Origin of the sequence: Saccharibacillus alkalitolerans (assembly GCF_011090185.1) — a bacterium.
Classification (GTDB): domain Bacteria; phylum Bacillota; class Bacilli; order Paenibacillales; family Paenibacillaceae; genus Saccharibacillus; species Saccharibacillus alkalitolerans.
Window position 1 is genome coordinate 701,385 of sequence record NZ_JAAFGS010000003.1, and the last position, 15,988, is coordinate 717,372.

The 15,988-nt window shown below is 54.1% G+C and carries 13 protein-coding genes and 6 tRNA genes; 4 read left to right on the forward strand and 15 right to left on the reverse strand.

Annotated features, from left to right (window positions below):
- Nucleotides 1-20: 20 nt before the first annotated feature.
- From GYN08_RS11870 to GYN08_RS11880, 3 genes are all read right to left on the reverse strand, one after another.
- A complete protein-coding gene (locus GYN08_RS11870) occupies nt 21-491 on the reverse strand; it encodes a thiol-disulfide oxidoreductase DCC family protein (RefSeq protein ID WP_166274396.1) in 471 nt (156 codons plus the stop codon).
- Nucleotides 492-755: 264 nt separating this feature from the next.
- On the reverse strand, nt 756-1,028 hold the full coding sequence (locus GYN08_RS11875; protein ID WP_166274397.1) for a hypothetical protein: 273 nt from the start codon (nt 1,026-1,028) through the stop codon (nt 756-758).
- A 200-nt stretch (nt 1,029-1,228) separates the two neighbouring features.
- Entirely contained in the window at nt 1,229-1,651 is a 423-nt protein-coding gene (locus tag GYN08_RS11880; protein ID WP_166274398.1) for an organic hydroperoxide resistance protein, read from the reverse strand.
- A gap of 165 nt (nt 1,652-1,816) precedes the next feature.
- Between GYN08_RS11880 and GYN08_RS11885 the strand changes: the two genes are divergently transcribed.
- Nucleotides 1,817-2,296, forward strand: coding sequence for a glutathione peroxidase (locus GYN08_RS11885; RefSeq protein ID WP_166274399.1), 480 nt, complete (start codon nt 1,817-1,819; stop codon nt 2,294-2,296).
- 250 nt (nt 2,297-2,546) lie between these two features.
- On the opposite strand, the gene uvrA is transcribed toward GYN08_RS11885, so the two are convergent.
- Together uvrA and GYN08_RS11895 are read right to left on the reverse strand one after the other, a co-directional pair.
- The gene (uvrA, locus tag GYN08_RS11890) at nt 2,547-6,470 is read right to left on the reverse strand and encodes an excinuclease ABC subunit UvrA (RefSeq protein ID WP_166274400.1); all 3,924 of its coding nucleotides are present in this window, start codon (nt 6,468-6,470) and stop codon (nt 2,547-2,549) included.
- A 465-nt stretch (nt 6,471-6,935) separates the two neighbouring features.
- Nucleotides 6,936-7,018: transfer RNA gene (locus GYN08_RS11895), tRNA-Leu, on the reverse strand.
- A gap of 306 nt (nt 7,019-7,324) precedes the next feature.
- On the opposite strand from GYN08_RS11895, the gene GYN08_RS11900 reads away from it, so the two are divergent.
- Nucleotides 7,325-7,975 carry an urease accessory protein UreF gene (locus tag GYN08_RS11900; RefSeq protein ID WP_166274401.1) on the forward strand — a complete coding sequence of 217 codons (651 nt, stop codon included), beginning with the start codon at nt 7,325-7,327 and terminating at the stop codon, nt 7,973-7,975.
- A 56-nt stretch (nt 7,976-8,031) separates the two neighbouring features.
- On the opposite strand, the gene GYN08_RS11905 is transcribed toward GYN08_RS11900, so the two are convergent.
- Complete coding sequence (locus GYN08_RS11905) at nt 8,032-8,418, reverse strand: helix-turn-helix domain-containing protein (RefSeq protein WP_166274402.1); 387 nt, start codon at nt 8,416-8,418, stop codon at nt 8,032-8,034.
- Nucleotides 8,419-8,587: 169 nt separating this feature from the next.
- On the opposite strand from GYN08_RS11905, the gene GYN08_RS11910 reads away from it, so the two are divergent.
- Nucleotides 8,588-8,860: a hypothetical protein gene (locus GYN08_RS11910; RefSeq protein ID WP_166274403.1), complete on the forward strand. Its 273-nt coding sequence runs from the start codon at nt 8,588-8,590 to the stop codon at nt 8,858-8,860.
- A 301-nt stretch (nt 8,861-9,161) separates the two neighbouring features.
- On the opposite strand, the gene GYN08_RS11915 is transcribed toward GYN08_RS11910, so the two are convergent.
- From GYN08_RS11915 to GYN08_RS11945, 7 genes are all read right to left on the reverse strand, one after another.
- Nucleotides 9,162-9,244, reverse strand: a tRNA-Leu gene (locus GYN08_RS11915).
- A 64-nt stretch (nt 9,245-9,308) separates the two neighbouring features.
- Nucleotides 9,309-9,384: transfer RNA gene (locus tag GYN08_RS11920), tRNA-Lys, on the reverse strand.
- Nucleotides 9,385-9,390: 6 nt separating this feature from the next.
- A tRNA-Glu gene (locus GYN08_RS11925) sits at nt 9,391-9,462 on the reverse strand.
- Nucleotides 9,463-9,703: 241 nt separating this feature from the next.
- Nucleotides 9,704-9,795, reverse strand: a tRNA-Ser gene (locus tag GYN08_RS11930).
- A gap of 8 nt (nt 9,796-9,803) precedes the next feature.
- Nucleotides 9,804-9,879: transfer RNA gene (locus GYN08_RS11935), tRNA-Asn, on the reverse strand.
- Complete coding sequence (locus GYN08_RS11940; RefSeq protein WP_166273847.1) at nt 9,873-10,178, reverse strand: hypothetical protein; 306 nt, start codon at nt 10,176-10,178, stop codon at nt 9,873-9,875. Before GYN08_RS11940 ends, GYN08_RS11935 begins: the two co-directional genes overlap by 7 nt.
- 160 nt (nt 10,179-10,338) lie before the next feature.
- Nucleotides 10,339-10,818: a SprT family protein gene (locus GYN08_RS11945; protein WP_166274493.1), complete on the reverse strand. Its 480-nt coding sequence runs from the start codon at nt 10,816-10,818 to the stop codon at nt 10,339-10,341.
- 160 nt (nt 10,819-10,978) lie between these two features.
- Here GYN08_RS11945 and GYN08_RS11950 point away from each other — a divergent pair, with 160 nt between their 5' ends.
- Complete coding sequence (locus GYN08_RS11950) at nt 10,979-12,466, forward strand: serine hydrolase domain-containing protein (RefSeq protein ID WP_166274404.1); 1,488 nt, start codon at nt 10,979-10,981, stop codon at nt 12,464-12,466.
- A 148-nt stretch (nt 12,467-12,614) separates the two neighbouring features.
- Here the strand turns inward: GYN08_RS11950 and GYN08_RS11955 are convergent, their stop codons facing one another.
- The gene (locus GYN08_RS11955; protein WP_408015065.1) at nt 12,615-14,762 is read right to left on the reverse strand and encodes a Tex family protein; all 2,148 of its coding nucleotides are present in this window, start codon (nt 14,760-14,762) and stop codon (nt 12,615-12,617) included.
- A 230-nt stretch (nt 14,763-14,992) separates the two neighbouring features.
- Nucleotides 14,993-15,931, reverse strand: a complete 939-nt coding sequence (locus GYN08_RS11960) for a TRM11 family SAM-dependent methyltransferase (RefSeq protein WP_235946155.1) — start codon at nt 15,929-15,931, stop codon at nt 14,993-14,995.
- Nucleotides 15,932-15,988 lie beyond the last annotated feature (57 nt).

The following is a 15,988-nucleotide window of genomic DNA, read 5'->3' on the forward strand; positions in this document are numbered from 1 at the left end:
TTAAACCGCCGCCGGCGCATTCACGCCCGACCCGCGCCGGTATCCAAAAACCGCTTGCGCACGCTCGGCGGCGGGATCGGGCAGGTATCGTCTTTGCCGAACCAGCGGTAGCGGTTGCGCGCGATATAGCGGTATACCGCGTCCCGCAGCGGACGGGGCAAGACGATGAGCGCATACAGCAGCGGCCACGGAAAACGCAGCTTCCGGGCGATGCGCAGCGCGGCGGTCGAGCGGACGTATTTGCGCCCGTTTTCGATCAGCACCAGCGTATTCGGCTCGCCGGATGCTTCGAAGCCCGTGCCGCCCGCCAGTTCCGCGCCCAATTCCGACTGGAGCGACGCGAACTGGAACGTGCCTTTGGGATCGCGTTTGACGATGAAGCGGACGGCGCCCTGACAAAAATGGCAGACGCCGTCGATCAGCACGACGGGATGCCGCGTTTGTTCCGCAGCCTGACCGCCGACCCGTTCGTTATCGGTTATCGCATTCATGATGCCGCCTCCTCTTCTGAAATTTTTTGACGCTTGATGCAGGTTGTTCCGATACTATTTCTTTAACCGCGTCTTCCGGCTTGAACCTTCTTTCGCCCCGTTTCCCTGCCGCGGACCGCGAACGCTTCCGCTTTTCGACATCCCGAAAAAAATAAAACAGCGGACGCACGGGAAATTCCGTACGTCCGCTGCTTCGATATCCGAACCGCAAAAGCATCATGCGCGCTTTTCCCGTTCAAAATCTCCCCGCCCGGGTTCTCCCGTTCAGGCAAGCACTTGTTCGATTTTTCCGTCCTGCAGCTGTGCGTCGAGTTCGCCCTTAAACTTGTCGAAGCAGTTGCAGATGTAGTCCTTGCGGCAGATCGGGCACGGCGTCTTGAGCAGGCGGCTGACGTTGGTCAGCTTCCACTCCGGGAAACGGTTATAGAAAACGCGGCACATCGTGCCGTCTTCCAAATGTACGACGAATTCGTACAGTCCGTCCTTATCGTTGCTTCCGGCCTTATCCACACCTACGACTTTCGGTCTGTAAGTCATATTATAATCACCCGTTATTCATAGTTTCGTCATGGACCCAAATTTCCGCCCATTCCGCGTGCTTATATAGCTTAATGAATTTCACCTTTCGTGTCAACCGCGCATCCCCGCTCCAGCCGCGAAAAAAAAGCCGGAAACCGCGCCTTCGAAAGGCTGTCCGGTTCCCGGCCGTTCTTCATTGAAATTTTGCGAGGCTCCGCTTAAATTACGCTTAATTCCACGTCGATGTTGCCGCGCGTCGCTTTGGAATACGGGCAGAAATCATGCGCTTTTTCCGCCAGTTCCTTGGCCTTGTCGGGCTCCAGTCCCGGAATGCGAACTTCCAGCTTCGCCGCCAGTTTGAAACCGTCGTCCGAATCGTCCTTGCCGATCATCACGTTGCAGGTGACTTCGGTATCGGGAATGTCGATCTTCTCCTTGCGCGCGATATTGGCCAGAGCGCTCTCGAAGCAGGCGCTGTAGCCGGCCGCAAACAGTTCTTCCGGATTGGTACCCGTGCCTCCGCCGCCGCCCAAACCTTTCGGCATCGACAGCTGCAGATTCAGCGCTCCGTCCGCCGATTCCACCACGCCGCTTCTGCCGCCTCTGCGCGCCGTTGCTTTTGCCGTATACAAAGCATCCATGTTCCGTCACTCCTCATATGAAATTTGAGCCATAGCCCTTTTGCCAAACTACCTAATCTATAAAGCAAAAGGGAAGGAATGAAACGAAAAGCGAATTGCAAAACTCAATTAAATTGTTTACAATCAAAAAGAGAGTGATTATTTCTTTGAAGGAGGAGTAACAAGATGTCCGTTTACGAATACGAAGCTCGCATGTCCGGCGGGAAAGAAGTCAAGCTGTCCGATTATCAAGGCAAAGTCGTCCTGATTGTCAACACGGCCAGTAAATGCGGCTTCACGCCCCAGTTTCAAGGTCTGCAGGAGCTGTACGACAAGTACCACGAGCGCGGCTTGGAAATTCTCGGCTTCCCGAGCAACCAGTTCAACGAGCAGGACCCGGGTACCAACGAAGAAATCGTGGAGTTCTGCCAGCTGAACTACGGCGTCAAGTTTCCGATGTTCGAAAAAGTCGACGTGAAAGGAAACGGCGCACACCCGCTGTTCCAATATTTGAGCGAAGAAGCGCCTGGCTTGATGGGCTCCAAATCGGTCAAATGGAATTTCACGAAGTTCCTCATCGACAAAGAAGGCAAGCCGGTCAAACGCTTCGCTCCGCAAACGTCGCCGGAACAGCTGGAAAAAGACATCGAGAAGCTGCTGGGCTGATCCGCCTCTTCAGCTTCATACCGCTTCTGCTCCGAACCCTTCCCGCGCAGGCGATAGGGTTCTTTGCTATTGGTTTTCCGCAGAAAAATAGCAATCGAAGAGAATATCATCTCCAGTCAATTTTAACCTGCTCACGCAGTTCATTACGAAGCGGAACCCAAAAGAAACACACCAATATCCCAAGCCCAGTTCAAATACTGAGTGATCATGCCTCCAATTTTAGGACCGATAGCTGCCGAGACTCCGATAATCATACAGACCCTAGACGAACGTCCCCTTTCCGAAGGCTTCCCAATCCCCTTTCTTGCTTTAAGAAGCGGCCGGTATAACTCTCTTCACAACCGGACACGTTCTCAGGGGTCCCTTCGATCACGATCTGGCCTCCGCCATCCCCGCCTTCGGGTCCCATATCAATAATCCAATCGGCTGCTTTTACAACATCCATATTATGTTCAACCAGGATGACCGTATTGCCGGCATCCACCAGACGGTGGAGCAAATCCACAAGTTTTTGGATGTCGGAAAAGTGCAGCCCCGTAGTGGGCTCATCCAGAATATATACGGTATTCCCTGTATCCACCCGGCTTAATTCTTTGGCCAGTTTAATCCGCTGGGCCTCCCCGCCGCTGAGAGTCAGCGCATTCTGACCCAGCTTAATATATGACAAACCTACTTCCTGGAGTACGCTCAAGATTCGTACAATATTCCGTTCCTTTGCAAATACGTCGAGCGCTTCGCTTACATCCATTTCCAGCACGTCAAATATGGAATGCCCTTTGTATTTGATCTCCAGTGTTTTCTGATTATAACGTTTGCCTTGACAGTCTGCGCAGGTCACCCACACATCGGGCATGAAATGCATCTCCACCTGCTTTTTGCCGTGACCTTCACAGGTTTCGCATCTTCCGCCCTTGGAATTGAAGCTAAAGTGATTGACTTTATATCCTGCAGCCTTGGATTCAGGCAAATCGGCAAAGCATTTGCGGATTTCATCGAATACCTCAACATAAGTTGCAGGGTTCGAACGCGGTGTACGCCCGATCGGCTTTTGGTCAATCGTGATAACCTTGTCAATCTGACTTGTTCCTTCGATTGGAGGATGAGACATGCTCCCTCCCTTGCCCCTTTGCTCTACCGCAGTGGATAAAGCAGGAGCGAAAATACGGGATACAAGCGTACTTTTCCCCGAGCCGCTTACGCCAGTCACACAGGTCAATACGCCTGTCGGAATGCTCACATCAATTCCTTTCAGATTATGCAGCCGGGCATTTCTGACCGTCAGCCATCCTGCGGGTTCACGGCGGGTGGAAGAATTGGGCGACTGAACAGCCAGTCTGCCGCTCAAATATTGTCCGGTTAACGACTGCGGATGATCCATAATATCCTGAACCGTTCCTGACGCAATAACATGGCCGCCCAAAATACCGGCTCCGGGTCCCATATCGATAATCCAGTCGGCAGCAGACATTGTTGCGGCATCATGTTCGACAACCAATACTGTATTTCCCGTTTCTTTTAATCTTTGCAGGGTTCGAATCATCGCCGCATGATCCCTTGGATGCAGACCGATAGACGGTTCATCCAACACATAACACATGTTGATCAGGCCGCCGATTAATTGTACGGCCAGACGAATTCTTTGGCTTTCGCCTCCGGACAATGTAGGAGCTGTCCGCTCCAAAGACAAATAATGCAGTCCCACATCCAGCAACGAACGAATCTTGAGAAATAATTCACGAAGCAGATCGCCGGAAATTTCAAGCTGCGTTGCGTTTAATTGATGCGGCAAGCCGATGACCCAATCATGTACATCTTTAATCGTCATTCGAGAAACTTCCGGAAAACGAACATTCCCGATCGATACCGCTCTTCCTTCAGGACATAATTTTTCCCCTTTACACAGCGTACAAGGTTTCTCGCTCATGAACTCCAGCAGCTGCTGCCGGACATTCTCCGCCTTGGTCTCACGAAAAAGACGGTTCACATGATGTATAATCCCGAACACCGGTCGGACAATTTCGCCCATTCTGCCCCGCTTCTCCATCTCATAGGTGAAACGAACATTCTCTTCTCCAGTGCCCTGAAAAGCAGCTTCCCTAAAACGTTCGGGGAGTTCCTTCCAAGGTGCTTCCAAATCAATATTCCAGGCATCGGCTAAAGCGATAATCTCGCTCTTCATCCAGTTTCCGGAACGTTTATACTGCCGTAATGCCCCATACCAGGGAGAAGCTCCGTCCAACAAAGATATTTCAGGATCAGTAATAACTTTGTCCATGTCTACGTTCAATTTGACTCCCAGACCGTTACATTCCGGGCACATTCCGCTTGGGCTGTTGGAACTGAAGATTTGCGGCGTCAATTCAGGAAACACAAGATCACAATAAGGACAAGTCGGATGGGTGTACAAAAAGAACTGCTGCCCTTCATCCAGGGTAACCAACAATATGCCTTTTCCGAAATCAAGCGCCGTTTCGACAGCTGATTCCAAAAGATCCGTTTCTTGCGGCGATGCGTTTCGCGCGAATCGCGAGATCACAAGTTCAAAAGAGGACTTCTCCTTGATGAGGTTTGAAATGCTTTCCTTCTCATTCCAGTCGATAAGCTCTCCTTGATGAAGAATGTGGTGAAGCCCCTGACTGGAAGCCTTTTTACGCAGTGCATGTACAGCCTTTTCGCTTGTCAGGGATAGTTTGGCCGATAGCCGGATCTCCGTTTTTCCATGTAAAGATCTTAATGTTTCTACAATTTGATTAGGCGTCATGACTTCAAGCTTGCGCTTACACTCGGGGCAATGAGAAGTCCCGACCTGCGAAAAGAGCAGCCGCAGATAGTCAAAAATATCAGTCAGACTTCCGACTGTGGATCTCGGATTTAGCCCTATCGTTTTTTGCTCGATGGCAACGGTAGGACTTAATCCTGAGATTTGCTCCACATCGGGCTTCTCCATCGGAACGGCCATAATTCTGCCAAAATGCTCCAAATATCTGCGTTGTCCCTCTGCATGGATCGTATCGAAGGCTAACGTCGATTTGCCGCTGCCGCTAACACCCGTAATCACGACAAATTTAGAATGCGGAATCGTAACGGTTACATTTTTTAGATTATGCTGGTTTGCGCCTTTGACCAAGATATGGCCTGTATCCGTTTCAGCAGGTGCAGACAAAGCAAAAAAACGATCCAACATCGATTCATTCTCCATCGAACTGGAACTCGCAGGTAACGGTTGTTCACCCTTATTAAATTTCATCAAAATATCACTTACGGAGGCTATAGTGCTGCCCGCCATTTCAGCGGACTGTTCAGCTCTTCCCATTAGACGAACCTTGGAGCGTACGGCTTTGCTATACGGCAGTTCTTCATACTCCAAGCTCATTTCTTCAAAGTTCTGATCTACACTGAAAGTAAGCCCGGCGATCCGATCCAGCAATGTTTTATCCTCGCGTGTAAGCTTTTTTTCATCCTTGGTAATCAGTTCCCCGAAGAAATCCCACGGCAGCAATTCGACTTTATTCAATGCATCTAAGTCATGCAGCAGACTGCCGCGAATCATACGCATCCCGCGAAACTTTTTATAGCCGAATTCATCCGCCTTAAGCTCGCCGCTTCTTGTCATCTGCCAAGCCTGGCCTGCTATTATAAACTGTTCATTTCTTTGAATATCCAGGGGATTGATTTCATAAAGCTCGTTGAACTTCAGGTATTCATCGCTTATGGAAGGGTCCACCAGCACCCAGCGTGACTGTTCGGCATTCCAATATTCGGCAATCCATCGATCTTCATTCATGTTTTCGGTACTATAGCGGGAATAACCTACACGCATTCTGGCCGGAATATGATGGTTACGCAGCATCGAGACCAATAACAGAGCATAATGCCGGTAAGTCGAGGATAAGCGTTCTGCCGGTTTGCGCGATACCGAAAGAGGCGACTTATCCATCCTGTTAATTTGTTCCAGCATTTCCCTAACAGTCCGATAATGCGCTTCCGCCTTGTGCTGCTGCGATAACCGGATATCGTAGATTTTCTCTTCTTCGTTCGGGTTAATCAATACTCCTTGGATGATTCTAATCATATCAGTAGGATCAGAACCGATGCCATCTAACAAAACTCCATACTCTTTGGGGTCTGACATAGGGCTATGCTCTGAATAATAAGCGAGTGCATTTTCATTCAACAGTATTGTCCTCCTCCTTGTAATGTCATTCTTATTGTGCTTTTATTCACAATTTATTCAAGCAGTTTTTATCCCTTGTAAAACTGAATATATCACACAAAACCACTAATGAGTAAAAATAGTCGCCAAGTGGAGAAAAGGGGGTTTGAAGTGCATTTTTGTAAAGTTTTTAGAATCGCATGTTGAACATTTTGATTCTGTGCAGGGAACGAGAAGTTTTAGCCGATCTGGTCTACGACACCGATACGATTCGAGAGCTTTTGCGCAACCAAAACGCAATCGCATTCATTCCGAGCAAAAAAACGCCGCGTAAAGCATGCTTACGACCGTAACGTTTATAAAGAAAGATATATGGCATTTGAATTGGATTTGTGCTTAAACATCGGGAGCACCTACTTTCCCGGGATATCTTCACCATGAAAAAAGCCGGAAAGTCCCATTACAGGACTTTCCGGCTTACTCGTATGCGGTAGAGAGGACTCGAACCTCCACGGGTATACACCCACTACCCCCTCAAGATAGCGTGTCTGCCATTCCACCACTACCGCATGTCATAAGAAGGAGTCAACTTCTATATCATACGCTTTTCGAAGCATGCAGTCAATCACTTTTTTTAGAAACCAGACTCTCCAAGCTAAAAGAAACAACCCTTCGTCTTTTGAGTCATATTTAATTACATGTAAAGTAAATAAAAAGAATAAAAAAAGGATAAAACGAATTTAGCTTGACCTTTTTCTCTTTTTCATGTAAAAATAATTACCATAATCAATATCGAAAAGGTTTTAATTGATATACCTAACATCAGGACTGTCATTTTGAAATATATAACATTTCGCTTAAGGAGGCGCAGCATCATGCACAGCGGACAAAAGCTTCTCAGCTACATGACTCTGATCGAATCGTCGTCCCCATCGCCGGCCGGCTGCATCAAAGAGGACATGAACGGCAAGAGATTGAGCGGTATCGAAGCTTTTGAAGAAGTGATGCATGCGTATATTCATCCGCGGCTCGCGCATATCGAAGGCCGGGCGATCGAAGACCTCTACGCAGCGCTGGCGCAGGAGGATTACGAAGCGGTGTTCCGGATCGACCGAAGCCTGCGCACGCGGACCTGCCCGAACGAGATCGACACGGAAATGCGCCGCTGCGGACGCAAGCTGCTCAAGCTCGCCAGATCTTTGTATCCTTGGATGAGTTTCGCCCCTTTGGCGGACGCGATGCAGTCGGAAAAAGCGTTCGGCTGTCCGGCCGTCTTTTACGCCTGGATCAACTTTCAGCTGGAGATCGAATGCGGCGAAGCGGTACCGGTCTATTTGTATCATCATACGAACGCCTATGTCGAACACTGTTCCAGGCTGTTGAACCTCGACGAGGTCACCCGCCGAAAGCTGCTGATGCGCATGATCGACGACATATCGGAACGTTGGTCGCTCGCGCGCCTATCAGACGCCCCTTCTTTCGGGTCCGAAGCCGCTTACGACATTCCGATCCAAAAAACGCTTTGAAGCGGCGGCTTCAAAGCGTTTTTTTGCAGACGTGCGGCGTTCTCTTCGCTCCCGCCTTATGTATCGCTTTCTTCGGAGTCCGATTTGCGCGAACCCAAGCTGCGCCGATAGGCGGCAAAAGCCAAATATTCGCGTATAAACGTTTTTTCGTCGTCGGACAGCTCGCTCTGCTGGCAATCCGATTGCCTCGATTCGTCAAAAAAATAACGGCCGCCCGCTTCCTTGACGCTTTCCGGCTGCCACTCTTTGCCCGTCATCAGCCAATCCAGACTTACCGAAAAAAATGCCGCGATTTCGATCAGCTTATGCGTGCTTGGCGTAGACTTGCCCCTCCGCCAATCGCCCAAGTTGCCCGCGCTGATATTCAGGCGTTCGCCGAACGCCTTTTTCGTCATGCCTTTGTTCTTGATCAGCTGTTCAATCCGCTCGTAGATCGACTGCAAATGGTCTTCCTCCTTAAAGCCGTTTCCATATGGAATTACGTATTTGCGCAACAATTCATTGAATTCTTACGTAAATGCGTATATAATTGGTTTTATGGTAAATGATCCCTCATTGACCTCTAATCGATTATAATTCATCCTTTTGCGCATGAACAGGAGGAGCACTGCCGTGCAGAGAAAAAAACCGATTACTCCGTTTGGCTGGGAAATCAAACGGCGATTGGCGGAACTCGAAATGGATCAGAAGACCTTTTGCGAACTGCACGATATCCCGCCTTCCCGGCTCTCCAATCTGATTAACGGCAGCCGCAAGGCCGCCAGATACCGCAAACAGGTATCCGACCTGCTCGGCCTGTCCGAGCAGCCCGAAGCGCGTTCGCACGTCCCCGCCGACAGCGGCGAATATCCCGGGCTCCTTAAAGCCGCGGGAACGAGGAGGTGAAGTCATGTCTCTACCGCCTTCTTCCGGCCAGAAGCCGCGGCACGCCGGCGATTCGGCAAAATGGCTGACGGTCTGCGCGGGCTGCGGCAGAGTCCGTATGGAAAGCGGCTGGAACGCCCCGACGTCGCCGGAATACGCTCGAGCTATCCTGACGCACGATCTCTGTCCCGATTGCATACGCGCTCTGTATCCGAAGTATGCGAGCGTCGCCGATCGGCTCCAGAACGACACGTACCCTCGAGCCGAGCCGGCAATACAAAAGGCGCAGATTCCATAGGAACCTGCGCCTTCCGTATTCGTATGCGGTAGAGAGGACTCGAACCTCCACGGGTATACACCCACTACCCCCTCAAGATAGCGTGTCTGCCATTCCACCACTACCGCATATCCGATATCGTTCGTATCACGAACGTTCACCACTTCTTTCATTTTCTTCGCGAAAATGAAATGGTGAGCCATGAAGGACTCGAACCTTCGACACCCTGATTAAAAGTCAGGTGCTCTACCAACTGAGCTAATGGCTCAAAGCATGACCCGTAGGGGATTCGAACCCCTGTTACCTCCGTGAAAGGGAGGTGTCTTAACCCCTTGACCAACGGGCCTTATCGTTCATTCGGCTTTCGCTCTCGCTTAAGCACAAGTAAGAGTATAGCAAATGCGAAGACGAGTTTGCAAGCCTTTTTTAAAATTTATTTTTATTTTTTTCTAAACCGCAGATCGAACACCGAACACCGCCTCTTCCCCTGCTCGGCATCCGTCCTAAAAGAAAAAAACAATAAAAAGAGGAACCCTCTCAGGTTCCTCGTCCGGTCAAGTATAGTAGTCCCTTATGATTAAAAAATATGGCGGAGAGAGAGGGATTCGAACCCTCGCACCGCTAACGCAGTCTAACCCCTTAGCAGAGGGTCCCCTTATAGCCACTTGGGTATCTCTCCAAAAAAAATGGCTCCCCGAACAGGACTCGAACCTGTGACAACTCGATTAACAGTCGAGTGCTCTACCAACTGAGCTATCAGGGAACATTGTTTGGCGTCGGAACGTCTAACGTTTCAACAAGATATAATTTAGCATGCCGGGACTTTTTCGTCAACCCTTTTTTCAAAAAAATCGGAATACAAAAAGAACCCTCATCACCTCCGGTGAAATTCGGGTTCTTATAACGGCCTTTGTGTTTGATTTTCTCGAGCGTTTCCTGTTTCGTCTTCGTTCTCCGGGTTCGCAGGTCGGCGCTTGCATACGGGCTTCTGAGCTCCGCCGCATCGAACTTCCCTTCCCTGATCCGCTTGTCGCGCAATTTTCTCGCCGCCGATTTGGCCATGTGCGGTTCCTCCTTCTCGTCTTGAAAAAAGATATCGGTCTCCCGCAGCCGGGAGACCTCTTTATTATATCTTATTTTCATGACGAAAACCTCCGCTCTCGCGCGATTCCACCGAAGAACCGTTTCCCCGGGAAAAGAACAGGCGAATTTCTTTCGGCTTTCAGCTCCCGCTCGCTTCGGGCCGCAGTTCTTCCAGACGAAGCTTCCCTGCGCAGCGCCCGCAGCGATAGCGAGAAGCATCCATCCGTCGCTTGCGCTTGTATTCCATGCCGCAGGCGGAACAGGTCAACTTATATTTGAACGGAAGCGTGCGCTTGGCCTTATCCGGCAGCGCCTGACAGTACCGGCTTCCGCCTACCTTGGCAAGCAGGCGCTTGAAGTCGGCGTCCCGGTGACGGTAGCCTCTTCCCGCGATGTGCAAATGGTAGTGGCATAACTCGTGCTTGATAATCCCTTCCACCGCTTCCTCGCCGTGTATCCGAAGCTGGTGCGGATTGATTTCGATATCGTGAGACCGAAGCGCATAACGCCCTCCGGTCGATCGCAGTCTGGCATTGAAAAAAGCGCGGTGACGGAACGGTACGCCGAAGTGTTCGAGCGATACCTTTTCGATCCACTGCTGAAGCTCATCGTCGGTCATGGTCCGCTCGCTGTGCAATGTGCATCCCCCCTTTATATGAATCCTTCTATTGAATTGTAACTTGTCCTTGGACTACACTGTCAAGGACAGGTTGCGCGTAAGCGCAATCAAGATGCAAGCTGCATGATCCAAATCACAAAGTCGTCTGGAGGCGCATATCATGAATATGAACACACTGCCGAGACGCCGGCCCGAAGAAGCCGGCGTCGATCCGCAGGGCATTATCGATTTCCTGGATGCCGCAGCGAAAGAACAATTCGACCTGCGGAGCTTCATGCTGCTGCGTCGTGGCGAAGTCGCGGCGGAAGGCTGGTGGGCGCCGCATGCGCCGGAAGACCGGCACGCGATGTACTCGGTCAGCAAAAGCTTTACGTCGACCGCCGTCGGCCTGGCCGTCGAAGAAGGGCTGCTCGCGGTCGAAGACAAAGTCGCCGATCTGCTGCCTGAACTGCTGCCCGCGGAGCCGCATCCGAATTTATTAAAAATGACCGTGCATGATCTGCTTGTCATGGGCACGGGTCAGAAGGAAGATCCGCTGAACGCGGTTCGCCCCGTTCCGGACAGCGACTGGGCTCGCACGTTTCTGTCCGCGCCCGTCGAAAACGTTCCCGGAACCGTCTTCTCCTACAGCAGCGGGGCGACTTACATGCTGTCGGTCATTCTGCAGAAGCTGACCGGACAGAAGATCGTCGATTATCTTGAACCGCGGCTGTTCGCCCCTCTCGGCATACAGCGAAAGACTTGGCAGGAAAGCCCGCAGGGCGTCACGACCGGCGGCTGGGGACTGAAGCTGTCCAGCGAGGATCTCGCCAAATTCGGACAGCTTTATCTGCAAAAAGGCAGGTGGAACGGGCGGCGGCTCGTGCCGGAAAAATGGGTGGAACTCGCGTCATCGAAACGTATCGATAACGGAGATAACGAGGGCGGCGACTGGACGCGCGGTTACGGCTACCAATTCTGGATGTGCCGCCACAACGCTTACCGCGCCGACGGGGCGTTCGGGCAGTTCTGCCTGATCCTCCCGGATCAGGAGGCGGTAGTCGTATTTACGTCCGCCATCTCCCGGACCCAGGAGCTGCTCGAGGAAGTCTGGAAGCATCTGCTGCCGGCGATGCGGGACGAGCCGCTTGCGCCCGGCGCGTCGGGCGAAGAAGCCGCCGCGCGGCTGCGAGCGCTGGAATACGCGCCGGAGCCGGCGGGCGAAATCCCGGCGGAAGAGCCGTGGTCCGGCCGGACATATCGGCTGGAAGGGGAAGTGGAGAACGGCTGGAAGCCCGAAAGCGTACGCTTTACGGCGGACAAAGACAGTTCGGTCCTCGTCGAGCTGTCGGAAGCCGCGAACGACGGGTCGCCCGGAAAGTCCCGCATCACGGCAAGCTGCGGCGCCGGGAAATGGAACCTTGCCGAAGCGCCGATATCCGGCAGCAGCCTGAACTTCGCGCCGGACATCGGACCTGCGCACGGTTGGGTCAGCCGCCGCGAAGACGGGTCGCTCCGGCTCTCGATCCGCTTCGCCGAAGAGCCGATCCAGTTGAATCTGAAAGCCGTTTTCGAAGGCGGCCGCTTGGAATTGACCGAGCTCGGCAGCGAAGAACTCGGAATCAAAGCCGTAACGGTCAGCGGTCAAGCGGAAAATCCGGCAAACTAAACTTGATTAAAAAAGGCCGACCCGCGTTCTTCGCAATCGTTCGGCATCTCGCCGCATCGACAAAAGCGCCCCCGGAATAAATTCCGGAGGCGCTTTTCGCATGCGCGGCAGCTGCCGCTTTATTCAATCATGAAGCAAGGAACGCGGTTCAGCCCCGCTCCACCGGCCCGCGCATCGTCAGACCGACGCGGCCTTTTTTGAGGTCCACGTTCAATACCCAGACCGTCACGGTGTCGCCGACAGCCACGACGTCCATCGGATGCTTGACGAATTTCGAGCTGAGCTGCGAAATATGCACCAGGCCGTCGCTCTTGATGCCGATATCGACGAACGCGCCGAAGTCGATGACGTTGCGCACCGTGCCCTGCAGCTCCATGCCCGGCTGCAGGTCTTCGATCTTCAGCACGTCCGTGCGGAAGATCGGCGCCGGCAGTTCTTCGCGCGGGTCGCGGCCCGGACGCAGCAGACTCTCCATAATGTCGCGCAGCGTCGGCAGGCCGACTTCCAGCTTGTCCGCCAGCGCCTGGGCATCCGCCGCTTCCAGCGCTTCGCGCATCTTCACCGTGCCGAGGTCGGCCGCGGTCACGCCGAGTTCGGCGAACAGCCGGTCGACGACTTTGTACGATTCCGGGTGAATCGGCGTCCGGTCGAGCGGATTCGTTCCCTCGATGCGCAGGAAGCCCGCGCACTGTTCCAGCGTTTTGGCGCCGAGACGCGGCACTTTTTTCAATTCGGCGCGGCTGGCGAACGAACCGTTCTCCTCGCGGTATTTGACGATGTTGCGGGCGGTCGTCTGGTTGATGCCCGCGACATAGGAGAGCAGCGACGGCGAAGCCGTATTCACGTCGACGCCGACGTGGTTAACGGCGGATTCGACGACGGCTTTCAATTGGCCTTCGAGCTGCTTCTGGGAGACGTCGTGCTGATACTGCCCGACCCCGATCGCTTTCGGATCGATCTTGACGAGTTCCGCCAGCGGGTCCTGCACCCGGCGGGCGATCGAAGCGGCGCTGCGCTCCGCGGCGTCCATGTCCGGGAATTCTTCCTGGGCGATCTTCGACGCCGAATATACGCTGGCGCCGGCTTCGTTGACGATGAGATACGCCAGCTTGCGGCGTCCGGCGTGGCCGGCGATCCAATCGGCGACGAATTGTTCCGTTTCGCGCGAAGCGGTGCCGTTGCCGATCACGATCAGCTCCAGGTCATACTTTTCCACCAGCTCGCTGAATTTCTCGGCGGCTTCGCGGACCTGACTGCGCGGCGGCGTCGGATAAGTGACGGCGACTTCGAGCAGTTTGCCCGTCTCGTCGAGCGCCGCCAGCTTGCAGCCCGTCCGGAAAGCCGGGTCCACGCCCAGCACGCGCTTGCCGCGCACCGGCGGCTGCAGCAGAAGGCTGCGCAGGTTGCCGGCGAAGATCGAGATCGCCTGGGCGTCTCCTTTTTCCGTCAGTTCGCCGCGAACTTCGCGCTCGATCGACGGGGCGATCAGGCGCTTGTAGGCGTCTTCGATCGCGCGCTCCAGCAGCGGATGCACGGGCGAAGAGCCTTTGATGATCCGCTTGGAGATATAGCGCAGAATCGGCGCGGAATCCGTCTCCAGCGATACTTTCAGCACGTTTTCGCGTTCCCCGCGGTTGATGGCGAGAATGCGGTGCGGCGGCATTTTTTTGGCCAGCTCGCTGTATTTGTAATACATTTCGTACACGGACTCGGCGGCAGCGTCTTTCGCTTCCGTGACGAGAATCGCGTGATCGAGCGTATAAGTCCGCACCCAGGCGCGAATCTTCGCGTCGTCGGCGAGCTGCTCGGCCACGATGTCGAGCGCCCCCTGCAGCGCTTCCTCGGCGGAAGCCACGCCTTTTTCGTCGGAAACGAAGCGGGCCGCCTCCTTATCGACGTCGGCGCGTCCCGGCTGGCTCATCAGCCATTCCGCCAGCGGCTCAAGCCCTTTCTCTTTCGCTACGCTGGCGCGCGTTTTGCGCTTCTGACGGAACGGGCGGTACAGGTCTTCGACCTGCTGCAGCTTGACCGCGTCCAGGATGGAGCGCTTCAGCTCTCCCGTCAGTTTGCCCTGCTCTTCGATGATGCGCAGCACTTCCTGCTTGCGCACGTGAAGGCCGCGCGCGTACTGCACGCTGTCTTCGATATCTCGAAGCTGGTTCTCGTCCAGCTCTCCGGTCATTTCTTTGCGATAACGCGCGATAAACGGCACGGTATTGCCCTCGTCGAGCAGCGATACCGCCGCTTTCACCTGCTTGGCGGCTATGCCCAGCGCTTCCGCCGTCCGGCGGAACATCGCGTCGCGTTCGGCGGCCGTCATTTCGGACGAGCCGGTTTCCGTGGTCACTTCCAGATCCGACACAAAATCTCCCTCTTTCTGCTGCTGCTTGTTCTCCGGCCGTCCCGGCTTACGCCCGGACGTTCCGGCGCATTTCGCGGGCGTTCGCCGCGAAAAACGGTGTTTTTATTATGACAGACGAACGCGTCCTTGGGCAAACCAAAATGTTCGGTCGACCCGGCGGACATTCATACGCCCACGCGGATATGGCGTGCGAAACGTCCTTTGCGCACGATACAGTGCTCCGCGAGCCGGAAGCCGGCCGCTTCGACTTGGGGACCGATCTCTTCCGTCGCCACGATTACGCAGCGCTTCGCCAATCTCCGCGCCGCTCGGAGCATTTCGAGCCTTTCCTCTGCCGTCAGCACCGAGCACAGATTATACGGCAGGTCGAGAACGAGCGCATCGTAATGCCCTTCGAGCGTTCGCATGTCCGCCACGACTACCGTGCCGGGCAGGCCGAAGTGCGCCAGATTTTCCCGCGCTCCGATCGCCGCCAGCGGATTCAAGTCGAAGCCGTCCATATCGATGCCCATCGACTTCGCCTCGATCAATACGGTCCCGATGCCGCAGCAGGGATCGACCGCCTTGATCCCTTCCGGCACGGGCACGGCGATATTCGCCACCGCCCGGGCCGTCCGCGTGCCGAGCGCCGTCGAATACTGGCGCGGCTTCTCGTTATGACGCAGCCAGACGGGCTCGCTCTCCGTATACGGACCGAGCAGCCATTCCTCGCCGGAACGCGCGATGCCGTACAGCCGCTGCGGCCGCTTCATTTCGGCTTTCCCCCGAATATTCGCCCCTACCGTCCGCTCGATGCGCCGGCGCTCGTCGTAATCGGCTTCGCCGTCCGCCTCGATATACCGAAGCTTGAACGTTTCCCCGTTCAGCGCCAGTTCCGAAGCCGCTTCCGAGGCCTCCTCCAGGCTGCCGCCCCTTTTTTCGACCGTCAAACGGCCGCGCAGAAAAGGGCTGCGCGACGGATCGACGAGACGGTCCGACAGCATGAAGCGCTCCCCCGGCTCACCGTTCAGCAGCAGACCGAGCTCCAGCTCGCAGAGCGGCCGTTCATCCTCGTGGCAGGCGAAATCGTACAAATAAACGGAATCCCGTTCCACTTTCTCCATCCGCTCCATTCCCCCATCAAAAAGACGGAGCGCCCGGTCGTTCATGCCGCCCGGGTC